Source organism: Variovorax sp. M-6 (assembly GCF_052114385.1).
In the GTDB taxonomy this organism is placed as follows: domain Bacteria; phylum Pseudomonadota; class Gammaproteobacteria; order Burkholderiales; family Burkholderiaceae_C; genus Variovorax.
This window is the reverse complement of the sequence record NZ_JBFREQ010000008.1, coordinates 149,178-165,784: the sequence shown is the minus strand read 5'-3', so window position 1 is coordinate 165,784 and position 16,607 is coordinate 149,178. Positions and strand designations below refer to the sequence as shown.

At 68.4% G+C, this 16,607-nt stretch carries 15 protein-coding genes and 1 tRNA gene; 11 read left to right on the top strand and 5 right to left on the bottom strand.

The window, feature by feature from the left end; genetic code table 11:
- Nucleotides 1-2: 2 nt before the first annotated feature.
- The gene (locus AB4Z46_RS11895) at nucleotides 3-512 is read right to left on the bottom strand and encodes a hydroxyquinol 1,2-dioxygenase (protein WP_442283695.1); all 510 of its coding nucleotides are present in this window, start codon (nucleotides 510-512) and stop codon (nucleotides 3-5) included.
- A gap of 143 nt (nucleotides 513-655) precedes the next feature.
- Nucleotides 656-1,606 (bottom strand): LysR family transcriptional regulator, encoded by a 951-nt coding sequence (locus AB4Z46_RS11890; protein ID WP_442283694.1) that lies wholly within the window; start codon nucleotides 1,604-1,606, stop codon nucleotides 656-658.
- Nucleotides 1,607-1,663: 57 nt separating this feature from the next.
- Here AB4Z46_RS11890 and AB4Z46_RS11885 point away from each other — a divergent pair, with 57 nt between their 5' ends.
- Nucleotides 1,664-2,098 (top strand): DUF1841 family protein, encoded by a 435-nt coding sequence (locus tag AB4Z46_RS11885; protein ID WP_442283693.1) that lies wholly within the window; start codon nucleotides 1,664-1,666, stop codon nucleotides 2,096-2,098.
- Between the two features lie 180 nt (nucleotides 2,099-2,278).
- Here the strand turns inward: AB4Z46_RS11885 and AB4Z46_RS11880 are convergent, their stop codons facing one another.
- Entirely contained in the window at nucleotides 2,279-2,959 is a 681-nt protein-coding gene (locus tag AB4Z46_RS11880; RefSeq protein ID WP_442283692.1) for a c-type cytochrome, read from the bottom strand.
- Nucleotides 2,960-3,089: 130 nt separating this feature from the next.
- Here AB4Z46_RS11880 and AB4Z46_RS11875 point away from each other — a divergent pair, with 130 nt between their 5' ends.
- The 10 genes from AB4Z46_RS11875 (at nucleotide 3,090) to AB4Z46_RS11830 (ending at nucleotide 14,206) form a co-directional block, all read left to right on the top strand.
- On the top strand, nucleotides 3,090-3,932 hold the full coding sequence (locus AB4Z46_RS11875) for an AAA family ATPase (RefSeq protein ID WP_442283691.1): 843 nt from the start codon (nucleotides 3,090-3,092) through the stop codon (nucleotides 3,930-3,932).
- 10 nt (nucleotides 3,933-3,942) lie between these two features.
- Complete coding sequence (locus AB4Z46_RS11870) at nucleotides 3,943-4,188, top strand: hypothetical protein (RefSeq protein ID WP_442283690.1); 246 nt, start codon at nucleotides 3,943-3,945, stop codon at nucleotides 4,186-4,188.
- Between the two features lie 2 nt (nucleotides 4,189-4,190).
- Nucleotides 4,191-4,805, top strand: coding sequence for a GNAT family N-acetyltransferase (locus AB4Z46_RS11865; protein ID WP_442283689.1), 615 nt, complete (start codon nucleotides 4,191-4,193; stop codon nucleotides 4,803-4,805).
- Nucleotides 4,806-4,811: 6 nt separating this feature from the next.
- Nucleotides 4,812-5,999, top strand: a complete 1,188-nt coding sequence (locus AB4Z46_RS11860) for a vWA domain-containing protein (protein ID WP_442283688.1) — start codon at nucleotides 4,812-4,814, stop codon at nucleotides 5,997-5,999.
- A gap of 126 nt (nucleotides 6,000-6,125) precedes the next feature.
- A complete protein-coding gene (locus AB4Z46_RS11855; protein ID WP_442283687.1) occupies nucleotides 6,126-7,043 on the top strand; it encodes a 2OG-Fe(II) oxygenase in 918 nt (305 codons plus the stop codon).
- 57 nt (nucleotides 7,044-7,100) lie between these two features.
- A complete protein-coding gene (locus AB4Z46_RS11850; RefSeq protein ID WP_442283686.1) occupies nucleotides 7,101-8,984 on the top strand; it encodes an autotransporter assembly complex protein TamA in 1,884 nt (627 codons plus the stop codon).
- Nucleotides 8,985-9,003: 19 nt separating this feature from the next.
- The gene (locus AB4Z46_RS11845) at nucleotides 9,004-13,077 is read left to right on the top strand and encodes a translocation/assembly module TamB domain-containing protein (protein ID WP_442283685.1); all 4,074 of its coding nucleotides are present in this window, start codon (nucleotides 9,004-9,006) and stop codon (nucleotides 13,075-13,077) included.
- Between the two features lie 46 nt (nucleotides 13,078-13,123).
- Nucleotides 13,124-13,198: transfer RNA gene (locus AB4Z46_RS11840), tRNA-Arg, on the top strand.
- 97 nt (nucleotides 13,199-13,295) lie between these two features.
- The gene (locus AB4Z46_RS11835) at nucleotides 13,296-13,736 is read left to right on the top strand and encodes a YidH family protein (protein WP_442283684.1); all 441 of its coding nucleotides are present in this window, start codon (nucleotides 13,296-13,298) and stop codon (nucleotides 13,734-13,736) included.
- Between the two features lie 83 nt (nucleotides 13,737-13,819).
- Nucleotides 13,820-14,206 (top strand): FHA domain-containing protein, encoded by a 387-nt coding sequence (locus tag AB4Z46_RS11830; protein WP_442283683.1) that lies wholly within the window; start codon nucleotides 13,820-13,822, stop codon nucleotides 14,204-14,206.
- 67 nt (nucleotides 14,207-14,273) lie between these two features.
- Here the strand turns inward: AB4Z46_RS11830 and AB4Z46_RS11825 are convergent, their stop codons facing one another.
- A complete protein-coding gene (locus AB4Z46_RS11825; RefSeq protein ID WP_442283682.1) occupies nucleotides 14,274-15,848 on the bottom strand; it encodes a hypothetical protein in 1,575 nt (524 codons plus the stop codon).
- The gene (locus AB4Z46_RS11820) at nucleotides 15,845-16,603 is read right to left on the bottom strand and encodes a hypothetical protein (RefSeq protein ID WP_442283681.1); all 759 of its coding nucleotides are present in this window, start codon (nucleotides 16,601-16,603) and stop codon (nucleotides 15,845-15,847) included. The genes AB4Z46_RS11825 and AB4Z46_RS11820 overlap by 4 nt, the downstream gene beginning before the upstream one ends.
- Nucleotides 16,604-16,607: the final 4 nt, after the last annotated feature.

The following is a 16,607-nucleotide window of genomic DNA, read 5'->3' as shown; positions in this document are numbered from 1 at the left end:
TCTCAGTGCGTCTGGCAGATGTCGGCCCACTTCTCGACGGACAGGTCGCCCTTGCAGGTCTGCAGCACGATCACGCCGGGCGCGCCCGCGGTGCGGAACTGGTAGGCGCTGTTCTTCGGCAGCAGGCCCTGGTGGCCGCGCGACAGCTTCATCCAGCCCATCTTCGGGCCCTTGGGTTCGCCCTTCACGAGCACGGCGCCGTTCTTCTCCGCGTCGGCCACGGTCTGGCTGGCATCGAGCTGGACCAGGTGCACCTCGACCTCGCCATCCATCACCAGCGCGAACTCGTCGTGCGCGCTGGTGTACCAGGGCGACGTGCCTTCGGCGCGCAGCGTCTCCAGCACGTAGATCTGGTTCTGGCCGAACACCACCTTCTCGTAGGGCTTGCTCTTGCCCGCGATCTCGAAGCAGTTGGAAAACGCGTAGTGGCGCACGTCGTCGGCGATCGGCTCGACGTGGCCTTTCTCGAAGTGCTTGAGGGACCCGAAGCGGGTCTGGTAGGCAGCGGTCATGGTGTGTCTCCTCAGGTGCCAAACTGCAGCGATGGACTGCGATGAATGGACTGTAGGAAACGGCGGGCCGCTCCGGTAGGCCTCAAATCCGGGCCGCATTGTTCGGAGAATCCGGTCAATGCGCAGGGTTTACCCGCGATCGCCTAGCCGTCGGCGATCAATCCCGGCGGCAGCAGCCCTCGCTCGATCATCGCGGCGTCCCAGGGCGGCACCTTCGCGAAGGCCGCCGTGATGTGCTCGATGAAGAGCCTGAGCTTGAACGCGTTGCGCGAGGTGCCCGCGTAGACCGCGCTCAATGAGAACGAAGACAGCTGGTGCGCCGGCAGCACGACCTGCAGGTCGCCGCGCAGGATGGCGTCGCCCGCCACCAGCGTCGGCAGGCAGACGATGCCGGCGTGCTCCAGCGCGTACTCGCGCAGCAGGTGGACGCTGTTGGTGAGCAAGGCGGCGCTCATATAAATCGTCACCTGTTCGCCGCCGTGGTGAAAGGTCCAGCGGTCGCGCGTCGGATAGCCCGAATAGAGGCCCAGCGCGTGCTTGTGAAGATCGCGCGGGCTCTGGGGCATGCCGTGCGCAGCCAGGTACTCGGGCGTGGCGCAGAAGACGCGGCGCACCGGGAACAGCGGCCGCGACACCAGTTCGGTGGACGCCGCCGGGAAGATCTGCAGCGCGCAATCCACGCCGGCCTTGACCGGGTCGACCACCGCATCGCTCACGATCAGCTCCAGATGGATGTCCGGAAAGCTGACCTGGAACGCGCGCAGCAGCGCCGCGAAGTGGCCGAGCACGAAGCCGGTCAGCGCATGGATGCGCAGCGTGCCGGTGGGCCCGGCCCGGGCGTCGCGCATCTGGTCCATGATGTCGTTGGCCCGGCCGACCAGCTCGGTGCAGTCGCGCAGGAAGGCCTGGCCGACGTCGCTGAGCCGCACCACGCGCGTGCTGCGGTGGAACAGCGGCGCGCCGACATGGTCCTCGAGCTGCTTCACGCGGCTGGTGACCACCGACTTCGACACCCGCATCTGCCGCGCGGCCTCGGCGAAGCTCTGGGTCTGCGCGACGCGAACGAATGTCTCTATGTTTTCGAGGCGGTCCATGGCTTCGCAATGTAGCGGCCCGGCGCCGGCCTGTGGGGCCGGTGCTAATCTCGGCGGATGTTCAATCCCTCCCAAGAGGAAGTGCGTCGCTTCTTTTGCGACGTCTTCGCCAAGAGCCGCCGCGGCGAGCCGATGGAAGCGCTCGAGATCATTGCCAGCCGCTGGATCGACGAGCACCCCGAATACCACGCCGACCTGGCCGATGGCGATGCCGCGGTGGCCCGCGTCTACGACGGCAAGGACGGGCGCGAGAACCCCTTCCTGCACCTGTCGATGCACCTGTCGATCAGCGAGCAGTGCTCGATCGACCAGCCGCGCGGCATCCGCCAGGCGGTCGAGCTGCTGGCGGCGCGCCGCGACTCGCTGCTCGACGCCCACCACGAGGCGATGGAGTGCCTGGGCCAGATGATGTGGGAGAGCCAGCGCGCCGGCCGCCCGCCCGACGGCGAGGCCTACGTGGCCTGCGTCCAGCGCCGCGCCACGCGGGACTGATGCCCCCACGCTCCCCCACTGCGTGTGGGTCGCTGCCCCCCGAGGGGGAGTCAGCAGGCCGCCCGTCTGCGCGAAGCGCGGACTTCGCCGCGCTGGCGGCCGGCGCCGGCCTGAGCACCGCGCACAGTCACAAAGCAAAAAGCCCGCGCGAAGCGGGCTTTTCAACTGGCGCCAGGCCGTTCAGTCGGCGTGGTGGAAGCGCGACTCCGGCACCGTCTTCAGTTCGCCGGGCAGCGAGCTGATGTAGGTCGCGAGTTCCTTGATCTCGGGGTTGGTGTACTTCTTGGCCTGTCCGCTCATCACGCCGTTCGAACGGCCGAGCTGGGCATGGTTCTGCGCCTTGTACGACTTGAGCGCCACGTAGAGGTAGTCGGCGTACTGGCCCGCGAGCTTCGGCACGGTGCCGTCGTTGGGCGTGTTGAAGTTGGCGCCATGGCACTTGGTGCAGGCGTTGTCCTTGTCGCGCGAGATCAGGGCCTGGACCTTGTCGCTCGGTGCCTTGGCGGCGGCCGGCGGCGCGTCGCCCTCCTTCAGGCCGAGCTGGCCGTAGTAGGCGCCGAGGTCGGCCATGTCCTGCTCGCTCAGCGAGTCGGCGATGGCGCGCATGGTCGGGTGCTTGCGCTCGCCGCCCTTGTACTGCGTGAGCGCGGAGACGATGTAGCTGGCGCTCTGGCCCGCGATCATCGGCACCTTGTGGATCTCGGGAAAGCTCGCCTGGTAGCCGATGATGCCGTGGCAGCCCACGCACATCGCGGTCTTCTTGGCCCCGGCTTCAGCGTTGCCGGTGATCTTCTGGGCCTGGGCCGAGACCGTCACGCAGGCGACAGCCAGGGCAAACATCGTGGTCAACAACTTGTTCATTTTGCGCGCACAATCTCGTGGAGAAACTTGTTTCAAATCAACATTTGATTATATGGGGGCTCCTCGCGGCCCCCGCGGACGAAGAATCGATGTTGTGTTCTTTCAACCACCCTCCGCACCACGCCAATCCATGAAATTCAAGGGTTCAGACAACTACGTTGCCACTCAGGATCTGATGCTCGCGGTCAATGCCGCCATCACGCTCAAACGCCCCCTGCTCGTCAAGGGCGAGCCCGGCACCGGCAAGACGATGCTGGCCGAGGAAGTGGCCCAGGCCCTCAACCTGCCGCTGCTCCAGTGGCACATCAAGTCGACCACCAAGGCGCAGCAGGGCCTGTACGAATACGACGCCGTGAGCCGCCTGCGCGACTCGCAACTCGGCGACGAGCGCGTGAAGGACATCCACAACTACATCGTCAAGGGCGTGCTGTGGCAGGCCTTCACCGCGGACGAACCGGTGGCGCTCCTGATCGACGAGATCGACAAGGCCGACATCGAATTCCCGAACGATCTCTTGCGCGAGATCGACCGCATGGAGTTCTACTGCTACGAGACCCGCGAGCTGATCCGCGCCAAGCACCGGCCGGTGGTCTTCATCACCTCCAACAACGAGAAGGAGCTGCCCGACGCCTTCCTGCGCCGCTGCTTCTTCCACTACATCAAGTTCCCCGACGCGGAAACGATGAAGAGCATCGTCGCGGTGCACTTCCCCGGCCTCAAGCAGGAGCTCCTGATCACGGCCATGAAGACCTTCTACGACGTGCGCAACCTGCCCGGTCTCAAGAAGAAGCCGTCGACCTCCGAACTGCTCGACTGGCTCAAGCTGCTGGTGGCCGAGGACATTCCGCTGGAGGCGCTGCAGAGCAAGGACGACAAGGTCGCGGTGCCGCCGCTGGTCGGCGCGCTGCTCAAGAACGAGCAGGACGTGACCTTGTTCGAGAAGCTCGTGTTCATGCAGCGCAACAATCGATGAGCGGGCAGCAATGAACAGCGGTCGTCACCCGACCAGGCAACTGATGCTGCTCGGTGTCGCGCAGGCGGTGCTGTTCATCGCCGGCGCGTTGCTGGGCCGCTGGCTCGGACTCGCGCTGGGCCTCGATGCCTTCGGTCCGGGCGGCTACACCAACAACGCCATCTTCGGCATCCTGCTGATCGGCCTCGGCGGCGGCGGCGGCGCGCAGCTCGCCCGCGCCTGGTACACACGCAAATACGGTTCTCCGAGGAGTTGAGGATGGCATTCGTCGAGCCCGTCACGCTCAGGTCGCGCGGCATCGCGCTGGTGCCGCTGTCGCTGGCCCACGAGGACGGCCTGCGCGCCGCCGCCGCCGACGGTGAGCTCTGGAACCTCCGGGTGACCTCGGTGCCCGAACCCAAGGACACGCGCGGCTACATCGAGGCGGCACTGAAGATGCGCGAGGACGGCAACCGCTTCGCCTTCGCCGTCACCGACGAAGCCAGCGGCACGGTGCTCGGCAGCACCAGCTTCCACGACATCCTGGCCGCTGTGAAGCGGGTCGAGATCGGCTACACCTGGTACGCCAGGCGCTGCCAGCGCACGCACGTCAACACCACCTGCAAGCTGCTGATGCTCACGCACGCCTTCGACGCCCTGGGCTGCCAGGTGGTGGGCTGGCGCACCGACAACTTCAACCATGCCTCGCAGCGCGCGATCGAGCGCCTCGGTGCCCGCAAGGACGGCGTGATCCGCGGCCATGCGATGCGCCGCGACGGCACCATCCGCGACACCGTGATGTACAGCCTGCGCTCGGGCGAATGGCCCGAAGTGCGGGCGCAGTTGCTCTACCTGCTGGACAAGCCTCGCACCCCTGCTTCCGACCGGGAGTGACTCGCCATGCTGATCGACTTCTTCTACACCCTGCGTTCGGCCAAGCTGCCGGTATCGGTCAAGGAATACCTGACGCTGCTGGAGGCGCTGCAGGCCGACGTGGTCGGCCCCAATTCCGACGGCGCCTTCGGCCTCGACGACTTCTACTACCTCTCGCGCACCGCGCTGGTGAAGGACGAGAAGCACTACGACAAGTTCGACCGCGCCTTCGCCGCCTACTTCAAGGGCGTCGAGATGCTGGCCGACTTCACCAAGGAAGTGCCGCTCGACTGGCTGCGCAAGACACTCGAGCGCGAGTTCACGGCCGAGGAGAAGGCCAAGATCGAGAAGATGGGCTGGGACGAGCTCATGGAGACGCTCAAGAAGCGCTTCGAGGAGCAGAAGGAGCGCCACGAAGGCGGCAACAAGTGGATCGGCACCGGCGGCACCTCGCCCTTCGGCCATGGCGGCTACAACCCGCAAGGCGTGCGCATCGGCGGCGCCGGCAAGAACAAGAGCGCGGTCAAGGTCTGGGACCAGCGTGCCTACAAGGACTACGACGACACCCAGGAACTCGGCACGCGCAACATCAAGATCGCCTTGCGGCGCCTGCGCAAGTTCGCGCGCGAGGGCCACGAAGAAGAGCTGGACCTCGACGACACCATCCACTCGACCGCGGCCAATGCCGGCTACCTCGACATCAAGATGCGCCCCGAGCGCCACAACAACGTCAAGGTGCTGCTGCTGATGGACGTCGGCGGCACGATGGACGAGCACATCCAGCGCGTCGAGGAGCTGTTCTCGGCCGTCAAGACCGAGTTCAAGCACCTGGAGTTCTATTACTTCCACAACTGCGTCTACGACTTCATGTGGAAGAACAACCGCCGCCGCTTCTCCGAGAAGTTCGCGACCTGGGACATCATCCGCAAGTACAACAAGGACTACAAGCTGATCTTCGTCGGCGACGCCACCATGAGCCCGTACGAGATCCTGCAGCCGGGCGGCAGCGTCGAGTACAACAACGAAGAGGCCGGTGCCGAGTGGATGCAGCGGCTGACGCACGCCTTCCCGAAATTCGCCTGGATCAACCCCGAGCCCCAGGGCGTCTGGCAGTACCGCCAGAGCATCGCGGTGATGCAGCAGCTGGTGTCCCACCGGATGTACCCATTGACGCTTCGCGGCCTCGAGGACGCCATGCGGATGCTCTCGAAGTAGCTCCTGGCCGGGGGAACCCGGCAGCGCCAACGGCGCACGCAAGAAAAAGTGCAGAAACAGAATCTTTACGTTACAGTTAACACTTAAAGATTCAAAAGTCATCCACCCCACGTTTCGGAGGGGATCATGTCTGCCTTGCTGTCGCATCACGTCGACATCCCGGTTCATGCGCAACCGATACCGATGTTGTCGCTGGCTGCCCTGTCGGTGCCGCAAGAAGACTTTCTCTGCATCCGGGGAGTGCGTCTGCCGCTGGCCGAGCTCGTCGACCACACGCTGTTCTCCGCCGAGCGACGCGACGGCCTGCGCCAGCAACTGCACGACGCCAAGCCGTTTCCGCACCTGGTCCTGGACGGCATCTTTCATCCAGTGCTGCTCGACCTCGTGGCCGAAGAGTTCGACCTGCTGCCGCGGGAGAACTGGGCAGACGTCAAGAGCAGGTACGAGCTGCTTCGGCGCTCCGGCTTCAACGTCCAGCTGGGCCCGGCCACGCAACTCTATTTCGACCTCCTCAATTCGGGCTGGTTCTGCGAATGGCTGTCCTCGATCAGCGGCGTCCCCTATCTGCTGCCCGATCCCAAGCTGTTCGGCGGCGGGCTGCACGAGAGCAGGACCGGGGCCACCTTCGCCATCCACCGGGACTTCGACCGCCATCCCCACCTGGGCCTGAAGAACGAGATGGTCTTCATCACCTACCTCAACAAGGGCTGGGATCCGGCCTGGGGCTCGGCGCTGGAACTCTGGGACAAGAGCAAGAAGCGCTGCGTCAGCAACGTGCAACCCGAATTCGGCCGCACGATCCTGCTGCCGCACGGCCCCGCCAGCTACCACGGCCATACCCAGCCGCTGCAGGCGCCCGACGGACGCCCGCGCCGATCGGTCGCGGCCTACTACTACACCAGCCCGCTCGCCGGCAAGCAGCACGGCGTCGAAGCCGGCACCGTCTTCATGCAGAAGTACCGGATCGACCAGGTCAAGGCCTTCGCCCGAATGCTCACGCCGCCGCTGCTGTGGTCGCTGGCGCGAAAGGTCGTTCGGCACTGAGCGGAGCGGGTCGTCAGGGCGTCCGGAAGCCCTTGAGCATGCTGTCAGAATCGCCGCATGCTTTGGGTGGTCCGATCTCTTGCGCCGGCATGGTTGCCGGCGTTGTTGTTTGCAGCTGTTCTCTTTTTGCCAGGTTGCAGTCTGTTGCCCACGAAGGACGCAGCAGAATCGGACGCGACCGCCAGCCCCGTGGCGAGTGAAGGCCGGGCGGCCGGCGAGGCCTTCACGGTCGACGTCCAGGCGCCAGGCACGGTGCGCGACTACCTCGAGCGCCATCTGGAGATCCAGCGCTTCCGCCAGGTCGACGATCTCGGCGCGATCGAGATCTCGCGGCTGATGGTCGCCGCCGAAGCCAACGCGCGCGAGCTGCTCAATACCCTCGGCTATTTCACGCCGACCCTCACGCTCGAACTCCGCGATACGCCCGGCGGCAAGGCGCCGCGGGAGGTGAGGATCACGGTCGAGCCCGGCCCGATCACGCAGGTGAGCAACGTCCAGATCGGCTTCACCGGGCCGATCGCGGAGGACCCCGCCTCCGAGTCGCGGCGCGATGCCATACGAACCGGCTGGGCGCTGCGCGCGGGCCAGCCGTTCAACCAGCAGGCCTGGGACAACGCCAAGGCGGCGGCGCTGCGCAACCTGACGGCCAGGCGCTATCCCACGGGCAGCATTCTGGCGAGCCAGGCCGAGATCGACGCCGACCGCAGCGAAGCAAAGCTCAGCGCGACCTACGACTCCGGCCCGGCCTTTCGCTTCGGGCCGCTGGTGGTGCACGGCAACCAGCGCTACCCCGCCGACAACGTGCGCCGGCTCGCGCGCGTGCCCACCGGCGCCGACTACGACCAGCAGCAGTTGCTCGACGCCCAGCAACGCTTGGCGAGCAGCGGCTACTTCGACTCGGTGTTCCTCACGATCGATACCCAATCCGACCCGCTCGCAGCGCCCGTGATCGCCCAGCTGCGCGAGGCGCCACTGCAGCGGGTGGTGCTGGGCGTCGGCTTCACCACCGACAGCGGCGCTCGCCTGTCGATCGACCACTCGCACAACGACATGCCGCTGCTCGGCTGGCGCGCCGTGTCGAAGCTCACGCTCGACCGCGACACGCAATCGCTGGGCACCGAGTGGAGCGCGATCCCCGACGACAACGGCTGGCGCTCCTTCTCGTCGGCGCTGCTGAAGAGCGAGGTCTCGGGCAGCTTCACGGTCGACAGCGGCCGTCTGCGGGGCGGCCGCAGCCAGGCCGGCGATCACATCGACCGCAGCGCCTTTCTGCAGTACGACTATGCGCAGAACCACGGCTTCAATCCGCCGCCATCGGCCTCGGCACTGAGCCTCAACTGGGGCTGGACCGGCCGCTATTTCGACAACGCGGCGGCGCCGACGCGCGGCCAGGGCGTTGCGCTCGAACTGGCCGCCGGCTACACGCTGAGCGGCGAGCAGTTGCCCTTCACGCGCACCTACGTGCGCTGGGTCGGATTCGTTCCGGCCGGCACCGTGAGCAACGCCGACCGAACGCAGACCCGCAACGCCCGCATCCAGCTGCGCGCCGAAGCCGGCGCGGTGAGCGCCGCGGACCGTGCCCAGATTCCGTCGACCCTGAACTTCCTCACCGGCGGCGACACCACGGTGCGCGGCTACGGCTACCGATCGATCGGCGCCGTCAAGCCCGACGGCCAGGTCATCGCCGGGCGCTACCTCGGCGTGGCAAGCGTCGAGTGGCAACGGCCCTTCGTCTACGACGGCAAGCTGACCGCCTGGGAGAGCACCGTGTTCGTCGATGTCGGCGCGGTGGCCGACCGGCCCGCCGACCTGGCGGCCAAGGTGGGGGTGGGCGTCGGCGCACGCTGGGCCAGCCCGATCGGGCCGGTGCAGATGGACCTGGCCTACGGCATCCAGGTGCACGAGTTCCGGTTCCACCTTCGCCTCGGCTTCACGTTCTAGATCACACCTCGCCTGCTCCATGACGATTGACGACACCACGGCCACCACGCCCGCACCGGCGGTGCGGCGCTCGCGCGGCCAGCGCGCCTTGCGCGCGCTGGCGTGGGGGGTCACCGGGCTGGTGGCGGTGGTGCTGCTGCTGGGCGCGGGGGCCTGGTGGTGGCTGGGGTCGGACCAGTCTCTCGCCTTCGCATTGGCCCGCACGGCACGCTACCTGCCGGCCGGACAGACGCTGGAGAGTCGCGAGGTGACCGGATCGCTGCGCGCCGGCGGGCGCATCGGCTGGCTGCGCTGGGAGAGCGAAAGCCTCGCCGTCGAGGTCCGGGATGCCCGCATCGGCTGGCGGCTGGCGCCGTTGCTGCGGCGCCGGGTACAGCTCGGCGAGGTGCATGCGGCGCAGGTGGTGATCGAGCGTCGCACCCCGGCCGAGAGCACGCCGGTCGAGCCGCTCGAGCAGCTCGTTCTGCCGGTGGCGGTGGAGCTGCCCTTCAAGATCGACGACCTGCGCTGGGCCGGCCCCCCTGCCCTGCAGGCGACCCAGCTCGAAGGCAGCTACCGCTACAGCGACGCGCACCATCAGCTCGAGATCACCGGCGTCGATGTTGCCGACGGCCACTACGGCGCGCAGGTCCGCCTCCAGGGGCCGGCGCCGATGGCGATCGACGCCACGCTGAACGGCCGGGTGCGGGCGCTGCTGGCGCAGGACCGCAGCATCGACGTCCGGGCCGAAGCGAGCGTCAAGGGCACGCTGGCCGGCGCGGATGCGCGCCTTGCGGTGGCCGCCGAACTGCGCCCCGTCGAGGAAGGCGCGGACAAGCCGATGCAGGCGCAGCTCCAGGCCCACCTGGCGCCCTGGCAGCCGCAGCCCGTGATCGACGCCAAGGCCGAGCTGCAGAACGTCGACCTGGGCCGCCTGTGGCCGGAAGCACCCGCCACGCTGCTGAGCGGCGAGATCGAGGCCGGTCCCGACGCCACGGCCACGGCCGGCGCGCAGGCCTGGCAGGCCAGCGCGCAAATCCGCAACGCGCTGCCGGGCCCCTGGGACGAGGCGAAGCTGCCGGTCGAGCAGCTCGAAGCCCGCGCCCGCTTCGACGGCAGCACCTGGACACTGCCGCAGGCGAGCGTGCGCGCCGGCGGCGGCCGCATCGAGGCCGAAGGCAGCTGGAGCCCCGCGCCGGCCCCCTGGCAGGCGAAGGCCACCGTGCGCGGCGTGAAGCCCGGCGCGCTCCACACCCGGCTCGATGGCGCACCGGTGAGCGGCCGCATCCAGGCCGAGCAGGCCGGTGACGCGCTGCAGTTCGACCTCGCGCTGCAGGCCGAGGGCGGTGCCGGCGCAGCGGGCGACCTACAAGGCCTGCGGTTGGAGCGCGCGCTCGCCAAGGGCCGGTGGCAGGACCAGGTGCTCGACCTGCGCAGCCTGCGCATCGAGGCCCAGCGCGCCAGCGTCGAGGGCCGGCTGCAGGTGCGCGTCGACGAAGAAGCCGCCAGCGGCCGGCTGAACCTGGTCATGCCGGGCGCCACGGCGCTGATCGATGGCCGCATCGCACCGTCCACGGGCGGCGGCGAAGTCCAGGCCCGGGTCGACGACGCGGCCGCGCTGCAGCGCTGGATCGAAGCGCTGCCCGAACTGGACGGCCTGTTCGCCGGCGCGGCGCTGCAAGGCAACGCGCGGCTCGACGCCAGCTGGCGCGGGGGCTGGCAGGCGATCCAGCGCCGGCTGCAGAGCGCCGGCGACCCGGCCCCGCGCGGCGCACCCGAGCCGACGCTGCAGGCCACGCTGACCGTCCCCAAGCTCGAACTGAAGCTGCCGCCGCCCGAGACCGGCACGCCCCCCGACCCGGTCAACCTGAGCGGGGTGCGCGCCGAGCTGTCGGGCAGCCTGGCCCAGGCGACGCTGTCCCTGAAAGGCGACGCCGCCAGCGGCAGCCGCAAGGTCACGCTCGACACCCGCGCCAGCGGCGGCATCGAACGCAGGAACCAGTGGAATGCGACGCTTGCCAGCCTGCGGATCCAGGCGCTCGACAGCGCGCGTCCCGACGCCAAGCCGTGGGTGCTGGAACTCGCCAGCCCGGTCAGCGCCAAGGTCCGCACGGTCCCGGGCGACAGCCCGAGGCTCGACGTGGAAGCCTCCGCGGCGGCCGCGACCCTCAAGGGCCCGGCGCCCGGCACGGTGAAGATCGACTGGCAGCCGCTGCGCTTCAGCCGCACCGGCAGCGAGGCGCGGCGCGCCTTCCGCCTGCAGTCCAAGGGCCGGCTGCAGGGCTTGCCGATGGCCTGGGCGGAGCTGCTGGGCAACGGCAACACGCTGGCGCAGGTCGGCTTCAGCGGCGACCTGCTGTTCAACGGCGAATGGGATATCGACGCCGGCGACACGCTGCGCGCAAAGGCCCGCCTGATGCGCGAGAGCGGCGATCTCCGGGTCCAGGCCGGCGAGGCCGCCCTGGTCACGCGCATCCACAGCCATGGGACAGGAACAGCCAGTGAACGCACCATGGACGCCGCCGGCCCCGGCACCAGCACGCCGGCCGGCCTGCGCCGCGCCGAGTTCACGCTGGACGCCGAGGGCGACACCGTGCGCGCCAACCTGGCCTGGGACAGCGAGCGGGCCGGCGAGATCCGCGTCGAGGCGAGCACGCGCGTGCAGCAGCGCCAGGGCGGCTGGCAATGGGCCGACGACGCGCCGCTCGCGGGACGGGTCACGGCGAGGATGCCGAACCTGGGCGTCTGGTCGATGCTGGCGCCACCCGGCTGGCGGGTGGCAGGCACGCTGGAAGCCGACGCCACGCTCGCGGGCAGCCGCAGCGACCCGCGCTGGAACGGCACCCTGGGCGCCGACAAGCTGGCGCTGCGGGCGCTGGTCGAGGGGCTGGACCTGCGCGACGGCCGGCTGCGGGCCACGCTCGCGGGCAACCGGGTCGAGATCAGCGAATTCACCCTCAAGGGCGGCGCCGGGGCCCAGACGCGCATTCCGGGCCAGAGCGGCAACCTCAGCACCGCGGCCAGCGAGGCCGCGCGCGACGGCGGCACGCTCTCGGCGCGCGGCGAACTGGCCTGGGGCGCCGCGCCGGCCGCCGGCGCCGGCACCGGCATCCGCATGTCGGTCCAGGCCCAGTTGCGCGCGCTGCGCGTACTGGTGCGCGCCGATCGCCAGGTCACGCTGTCGGGCGACCTGCAGGCCCGGCTCACGGACGGACAGTTCACTGTGCGCGGCGACCTGAAGACCGACCGCGCGGTCATCATCCTGCCCGACCAGACCGCGCCCAGCCTGGGCAGCGACGTCGTGATCCGCTCGGCGGCGATCGATCGGGAAGCCGCGGCAGAGGCGCAGCGCCGGGCGGCCGAGAACCAGACGGAAGTCGCCCGGGCCCAGACCGCGAAACCGCCGGACATCGCGGTGAACTTCAACCTCGGCACCGATTTCGCCGTCCAGGGCCGCGGCATCACGACCCGCCTGGAGGGCAAGCTCGACATCCGCAGCACCGCCTTGAACGCCCCGCCGCGCATCACCGGCGAGGTCCGCACCGTCGCCGGCCAGTACCGCGCCTACGGGCAGGCGCTCAACATCGAGACCGGCGTGGCGCGTTTCAACGGCCCCTTCGACAACCCGCAGCTCGACATCCTCGCGATCCGGCCGAACATCTCGCAGCGTGCCGGCGTCGCGATCACCGGCACCGCGCAGTCGCCACGCGTACGGCTCTATTCGGAGCCGCAGCTGTCGGACCAGGAGACCCTCACCTGGCTGGTGCTGGGGCGCGCCTCGGCCACCAGCGGGGGCGAGTCGGTGCTGCTGCAGCAGGCCGCGCTGGCGCTGCTCGGCGGCCTCGGCGGCGGCAGCGGCGGCGGACTGGCGAGCCGCTTCGGCCTCGACGAAATCGGCTTCAAGGGCCCGGGCAGCGGCGGCGATGTGCGGGAATCCACGGTCACCGTCGGCAAGCGCATCGCGCGCGACTTCTACATCACCTACGAGCGCAGCCTCGGCGGGACGCTGGGCACGCTGTTCATCTTCTACGACCTCACGCGCCGCCTGACGCTGCGGGCCCAGGCGGGGCAGCAAAGCGCCATCGACCTGATCTACACCGTCCAGTTCGACTAGATGGGGCGGGACGGCGGGGCGAACTGGTAAAGTTCAGGGCGCTCTCGTCCTCGTAGTTCAATGGATAGAACGGGGTCCTCCTAAGACTCAGATACAGGTTCGATTCCTGTCGAGGGCACCAGCGACCCATCCGGATGGGTCCATGACTTGAGTCTCGCCATCCGCTCAAGCCGACTCTCGTGACGATGGCGCGTGCAGACATTGCCGACGAGGTCCTCATGAACGACACGCCTTCACCCAGCTTGCTCAAGTCGGCGCCGGGTCCGGCCGTGGCGAAGTCGTCGGACGAGCTTGCGCAGATGCGCACCGACCTCGCGGTCGATCGCACCCTGATGGCCGCGGACCGCTCGTTGATGGCCTGGGTGCGCACGGGCCTGTCGATGATCAGCTTCGGCTTCACCATCTACAAGATCATCGAGGCCTTCCAGCATCAGGGCGGGCCGGTGCACAGCGCCAACATGGCGCGCAACGTCGGATTGTTCCTCACGGGGCTGGGTACGGTCGCCATCGTGATGGGCACGGTGGAGTACTGGTATCGGCTCAAGAGCCTGCGCCACGACCGAAGCTTCAAGATCATGCAGCCTTCTTTCGTGATCGCATTGATCATGTCGGCCGCAGGCCTGTTCATGTTCCTCGGTATCGTCTCCCGGTTGCTCTGAGCGTTGGCATGCACGGCCAGATCCAGATTTCCTGCGATTTGATGTAACAATAATGTGTTACAGATTGGAGGAGCTGGGGACGCATGCCGAAACTGATTCTGATGAAAGGTCCTGCCAGGACCAAGCAGGTGGCTCTGTTCGCCGGGGAAACCACCATCGGCCGGGCTGCGACCAACGATGTGGCGCTCGACTCGATGCAGGTGAGCCGGCGGCACGCGGTCGTCACGATGGACGGCCCGTTCGCAACGATCCACGACCTGGGCAGCCGCAACGGGGTCTACGTCAATGGCGCCAGGGTGCAATCGTTCGTCCTGGCCAGCGGCGATGAAGTCTCGATCGGTACTTTCAAGATCCGCTTCCTGTCGGACGACGACGACTCCTGCGCGGTCGACGCCATGCGCCTCATGACGACCCCGGAGCTTCTGGCGGACCTCGACCGCAGCCGCGAAACCTCGCTGGCCCGGGTTTGATCCGGTCTGCCGCGCCGGATGCGTCCGGGCCGAACTTGCCGGATCGCTTCGCCACCATGCCCCACGGCTAGTAGCCGTAGTCGAGGCCTCGCAGCACCCGCACGCGCAAGGCTTCGTTGAAGGGATAGGCATACCCCTGGCCCACCGCCACGACATGCATCGCGTTCGTCGCCACCATGGCGGCGACGTTGGGCATGCCGCTCTCCGTGTGCAGGGCCTGGGCCTGCAGGTAGGTGTAGAGCCGGCTGCGGGTGACGTTGTTGCTCATGACACTGAAGGCAGCCCACACCAGCCCGATCGTGAGGAAGGGGAGGATCCACGCGGCTCCCAGCAGCCGCGACCGCACCGCGGTGCCGCCCTTCGCGCCGGCAGCCATTCCGCCGGCCTTGACGCAAAGGTAGAGCAGCTTGCCGAGGTGGCCGATCGCGCCCAGCAGAGAGCACAGCAGCGCGATCGGCGGCACCAGGGCGGCACGGGCGGCATCGAGGCCGAGTGACTCGTTGATGCCGCCGGGACCGAATGTATGGACCGGCGCCGTGTACTTGCCGATCTCCTGCCTGGCAAGCGCCTGGCGCAGGCGATCGTAGAACTGCGCGCGGAACTGGTCGGACGAGCCGTACTGCGGAGCGATCTGAATGCTGGCCGGGACGCCCAGGCGCACCTGCAGGTCCTCCTGCACACCCGGGTGCAGCACGAAGTCCGCGAACGCGAGCCCGGGCGGCACGCGCTGGCCGCGCACGCGGATCGACCCGTCGCGTCCCGCGTTCGCCTTGTCGCGCACACGCCCCTCGACGGCGCGGTAGAAGGTCCGCCGGTCGTCCGGCTGCCATGCCGCCGGAACCGGCACCCGCTCGCGCACGCCGTTCACGACCCTTTGCCGATAGCGCGCAGGGACCGTCGACGGCGTCCAGCGGTGGCGCGCGAGGTCGTTGCGATAGTCCTCCCAGGCGCTGTCCTGCTGGCGCCTCACCTCGGCGTCCAGGGCCGGCGACGTGCCGCTGCGGTAGTACGACCACTGCTTTCGCACCTCATCCATGGCGGCGTCGTATTTCTCGAACGCCCCTTTGGGACCGTGGAGCTCGCGGCCGATCTGCTGCTCCAGCAGGACCAGCTTGGCGTCGCTGAGCTTCTCCTCGAGCCGTTCGACCGAGCTCGCGAGAACCGGGAACAGCGCCAGGAAGGCCTTGCCCTCGGGGCGCCCGAAGAGGGCGGGATCCTCGTCGTCCAGGCCGTCCAGTTGGGCGCTGCCCTTGACCAGGGCCTGCTGCACCAGCACCACATTGAGCGATTGCCGGCGGAACTCCGCCGTGCTGCGCGCGACCAACGTGTCCACGAACAGCTGCAGCCCGCCGTAGACCAGGCCGACCGTCACCAGGCACCAGAAGGCAATGCCGACCAGGGCCGGCGAACCGGTGCGGGCCCGTCGCAGCATCAGCAGCTGGAGAACGACCAGCGCCGCCGCGACTCCCGACAACAGGCGCCCGTAGATCTCGATGCGATGCACCTGGTCGGCGGATGCGCCGCCGCCCACGACATCGAGCAGCCGGGCGTTGAATCCCAGTTCGAACAGCAGGTACACGGCCGTCACGGCGATGAGCCGCACGATGCTCTTCATCGTCAGCCCGGGCGAGTGCGCGCTCATTTGTCGAGGACGATGCGAACCGGCTTCTCTTCCTGTGCTCCGAACTCGAGCTTCGGCGACACGGGCGGCTTGACGGACGGCGTGGCCACGGGGCGCGGCGCTGCCGATGGTTCGACGCCAGCCGACTGGCGCGGCGGCGGCGTCTTCCGGGTCGTGCGCGCCGGCGCGCCGCTCGACGACGCATTCTTCGCGCCGGTTCGCGGCGTGCTCGACGTGGCGGGTGCCGGCGAGGCGTCGGGCGCGACCAGGCTCGACATCGGAATGTCGAAGCGCAGCAGTCGGCCATCCACGTACTTGAATCGCTTGACCTGGTTGCGCAGCCAGAAATCGACGCGCTGCGCACCGTCCTCGCCGAGCGTCACGTTCGGCACGGTCTGGCAGTCGCCGGTCAGGTCCCAGGTGTTGACCTCCGAACCACGCAGGGTGATGAACTGGTACTTGTAAGCACAGCCCTGCTCGGCCTTCTCGACCAGCACGGTCAGGCGGTCTCCGACCTGCGCCGTGTTCACGATGCGCGCCGTGGAGGCGCGACCGACCGGAACCACCTGCGCGTGAGAGTCGAACTTGACGCTGTAGACGCCGTTCAACACGCGCAATGCGCCCGTGGAGCCATCGCGCAATCGGAATGCCTCGATCTGCCGCCCGAACAACTGGGCTTCGTCGAGCCCGATCGTGACCTTGCCGTTGGCCTGGTGCTGCACTGCGCATCCGGTGCAGAGGATGGCCAGCACGGCTGCGCCGGCCCGTGGGCCCATGCGT

What these genes read in the sequence shown, in the direction of transcription:
- AB4Z46_RS11895 (WP_442283695.1), bottom strand. Translation starts at nt 512, where the DNA reads ATGACCGCTGCCTACCAGACCCGCTTCGGGTCCCTCAAGCACTTCGAG.
- AB4Z46_RS11890 (WP_442283694.1), bottom strand. Translation starts at nt 1,606, where the DNA reads ATGGACCGCCTCGAAAACATAGAGACATTCGTTCGCGTCGCGCAGACC.
- AB4Z46_RS11885 (WP_442283693.1), top strand. Translation starts at nt 1,664, where the DNA reads ATGTTCAATCCCTCCCAAGAGGAAGTGCGTCGCTTCTTTTGCGACGTC.
- AB4Z46_RS11880 (WP_442283692.1), bottom strand. Translation starts at nt 2,959, where the DNA reads ATGAACAAGTTGTTGACCACGATGTTTGCCCTGGCTGTCGCCTGCGTG.
- AB4Z46_RS11875 (WP_442283691.1), top strand. Translation starts at nt 3,090, where the DNA reads ATGAAATTCAAGGGTTCAGACAACTACGTTGCCACTCAGGATCTGATG.
- AB4Z46_RS11870 (WP_442283690.1), top strand. Translation starts at nt 3,943, where the DNA reads ATGAACAGCGGTCGTCACCCGACCAGGCAACTGATGCTGCTCGGTGTC.
- AB4Z46_RS11865 (WP_442283689.1), top strand. Translation starts at nt 4,191, where the DNA reads ATGGCATTCGTCGAGCCCGTCACGCTCAGGTCGCGCGGCATCGCGCTG.
- AB4Z46_RS11860 (WP_442283688.1), top strand. Translation starts at nt 4,812, where the DNA reads ATGCTGATCGACTTCTTCTACACCCTGCGTTCGGCCAAGCTGCCGGTA.
- AB4Z46_RS11855 (WP_442283687.1), top strand. Translation starts at nt 6,126, where the DNA reads ATGTCTGCCTTGCTGTCGCATCACGTCGACATCCCGGTTCATGCGCAA.
- AB4Z46_RS11850 (WP_442283686.1), top strand. Translation starts at nt 7,101, where the DNA reads ATGCTTTGGGTGGTCCGATCTCTTGCGCCGGCATGGTTGCCGGCGTTG.
- AB4Z46_RS11845 (WP_442283685.1), top strand. Translation starts at nt 9,004, where the DNA reads ATGACGATTGACGACACCACGGCCACCACGCCCGCACCGGCGGTGCGG.
- AB4Z46_RS11835 (WP_442283684.1), top strand. Translation starts at nt 13,296, where the DNA reads ATGAACGACACGCCTTCACCCAGCTTGCTCAAGTCGGCGCCGGGTCCG.
- AB4Z46_RS11830 (WP_442283683.1), top strand. Translation starts at nt 13,820, where the DNA reads ATGCCGAAACTGATTCTGATGAAAGGTCCTGCCAGGACCAAGCAGGTG.
- AB4Z46_RS11825 (WP_442283682.1), bottom strand. Translation starts at nt 15,848, where the DNA reads ATGAGCGCGCACTCGCCCGGGCTGACGATGAAGAGCATCGTGCGGCTC.
- AB4Z46_RS11820 (WP_442283681.1), bottom strand. Translation starts at nt 16,603, where the DNA reads ATGGGCCCACGGGCCGGCGCAGCCGTGCTGGCCATCCTCTGCACCGGA.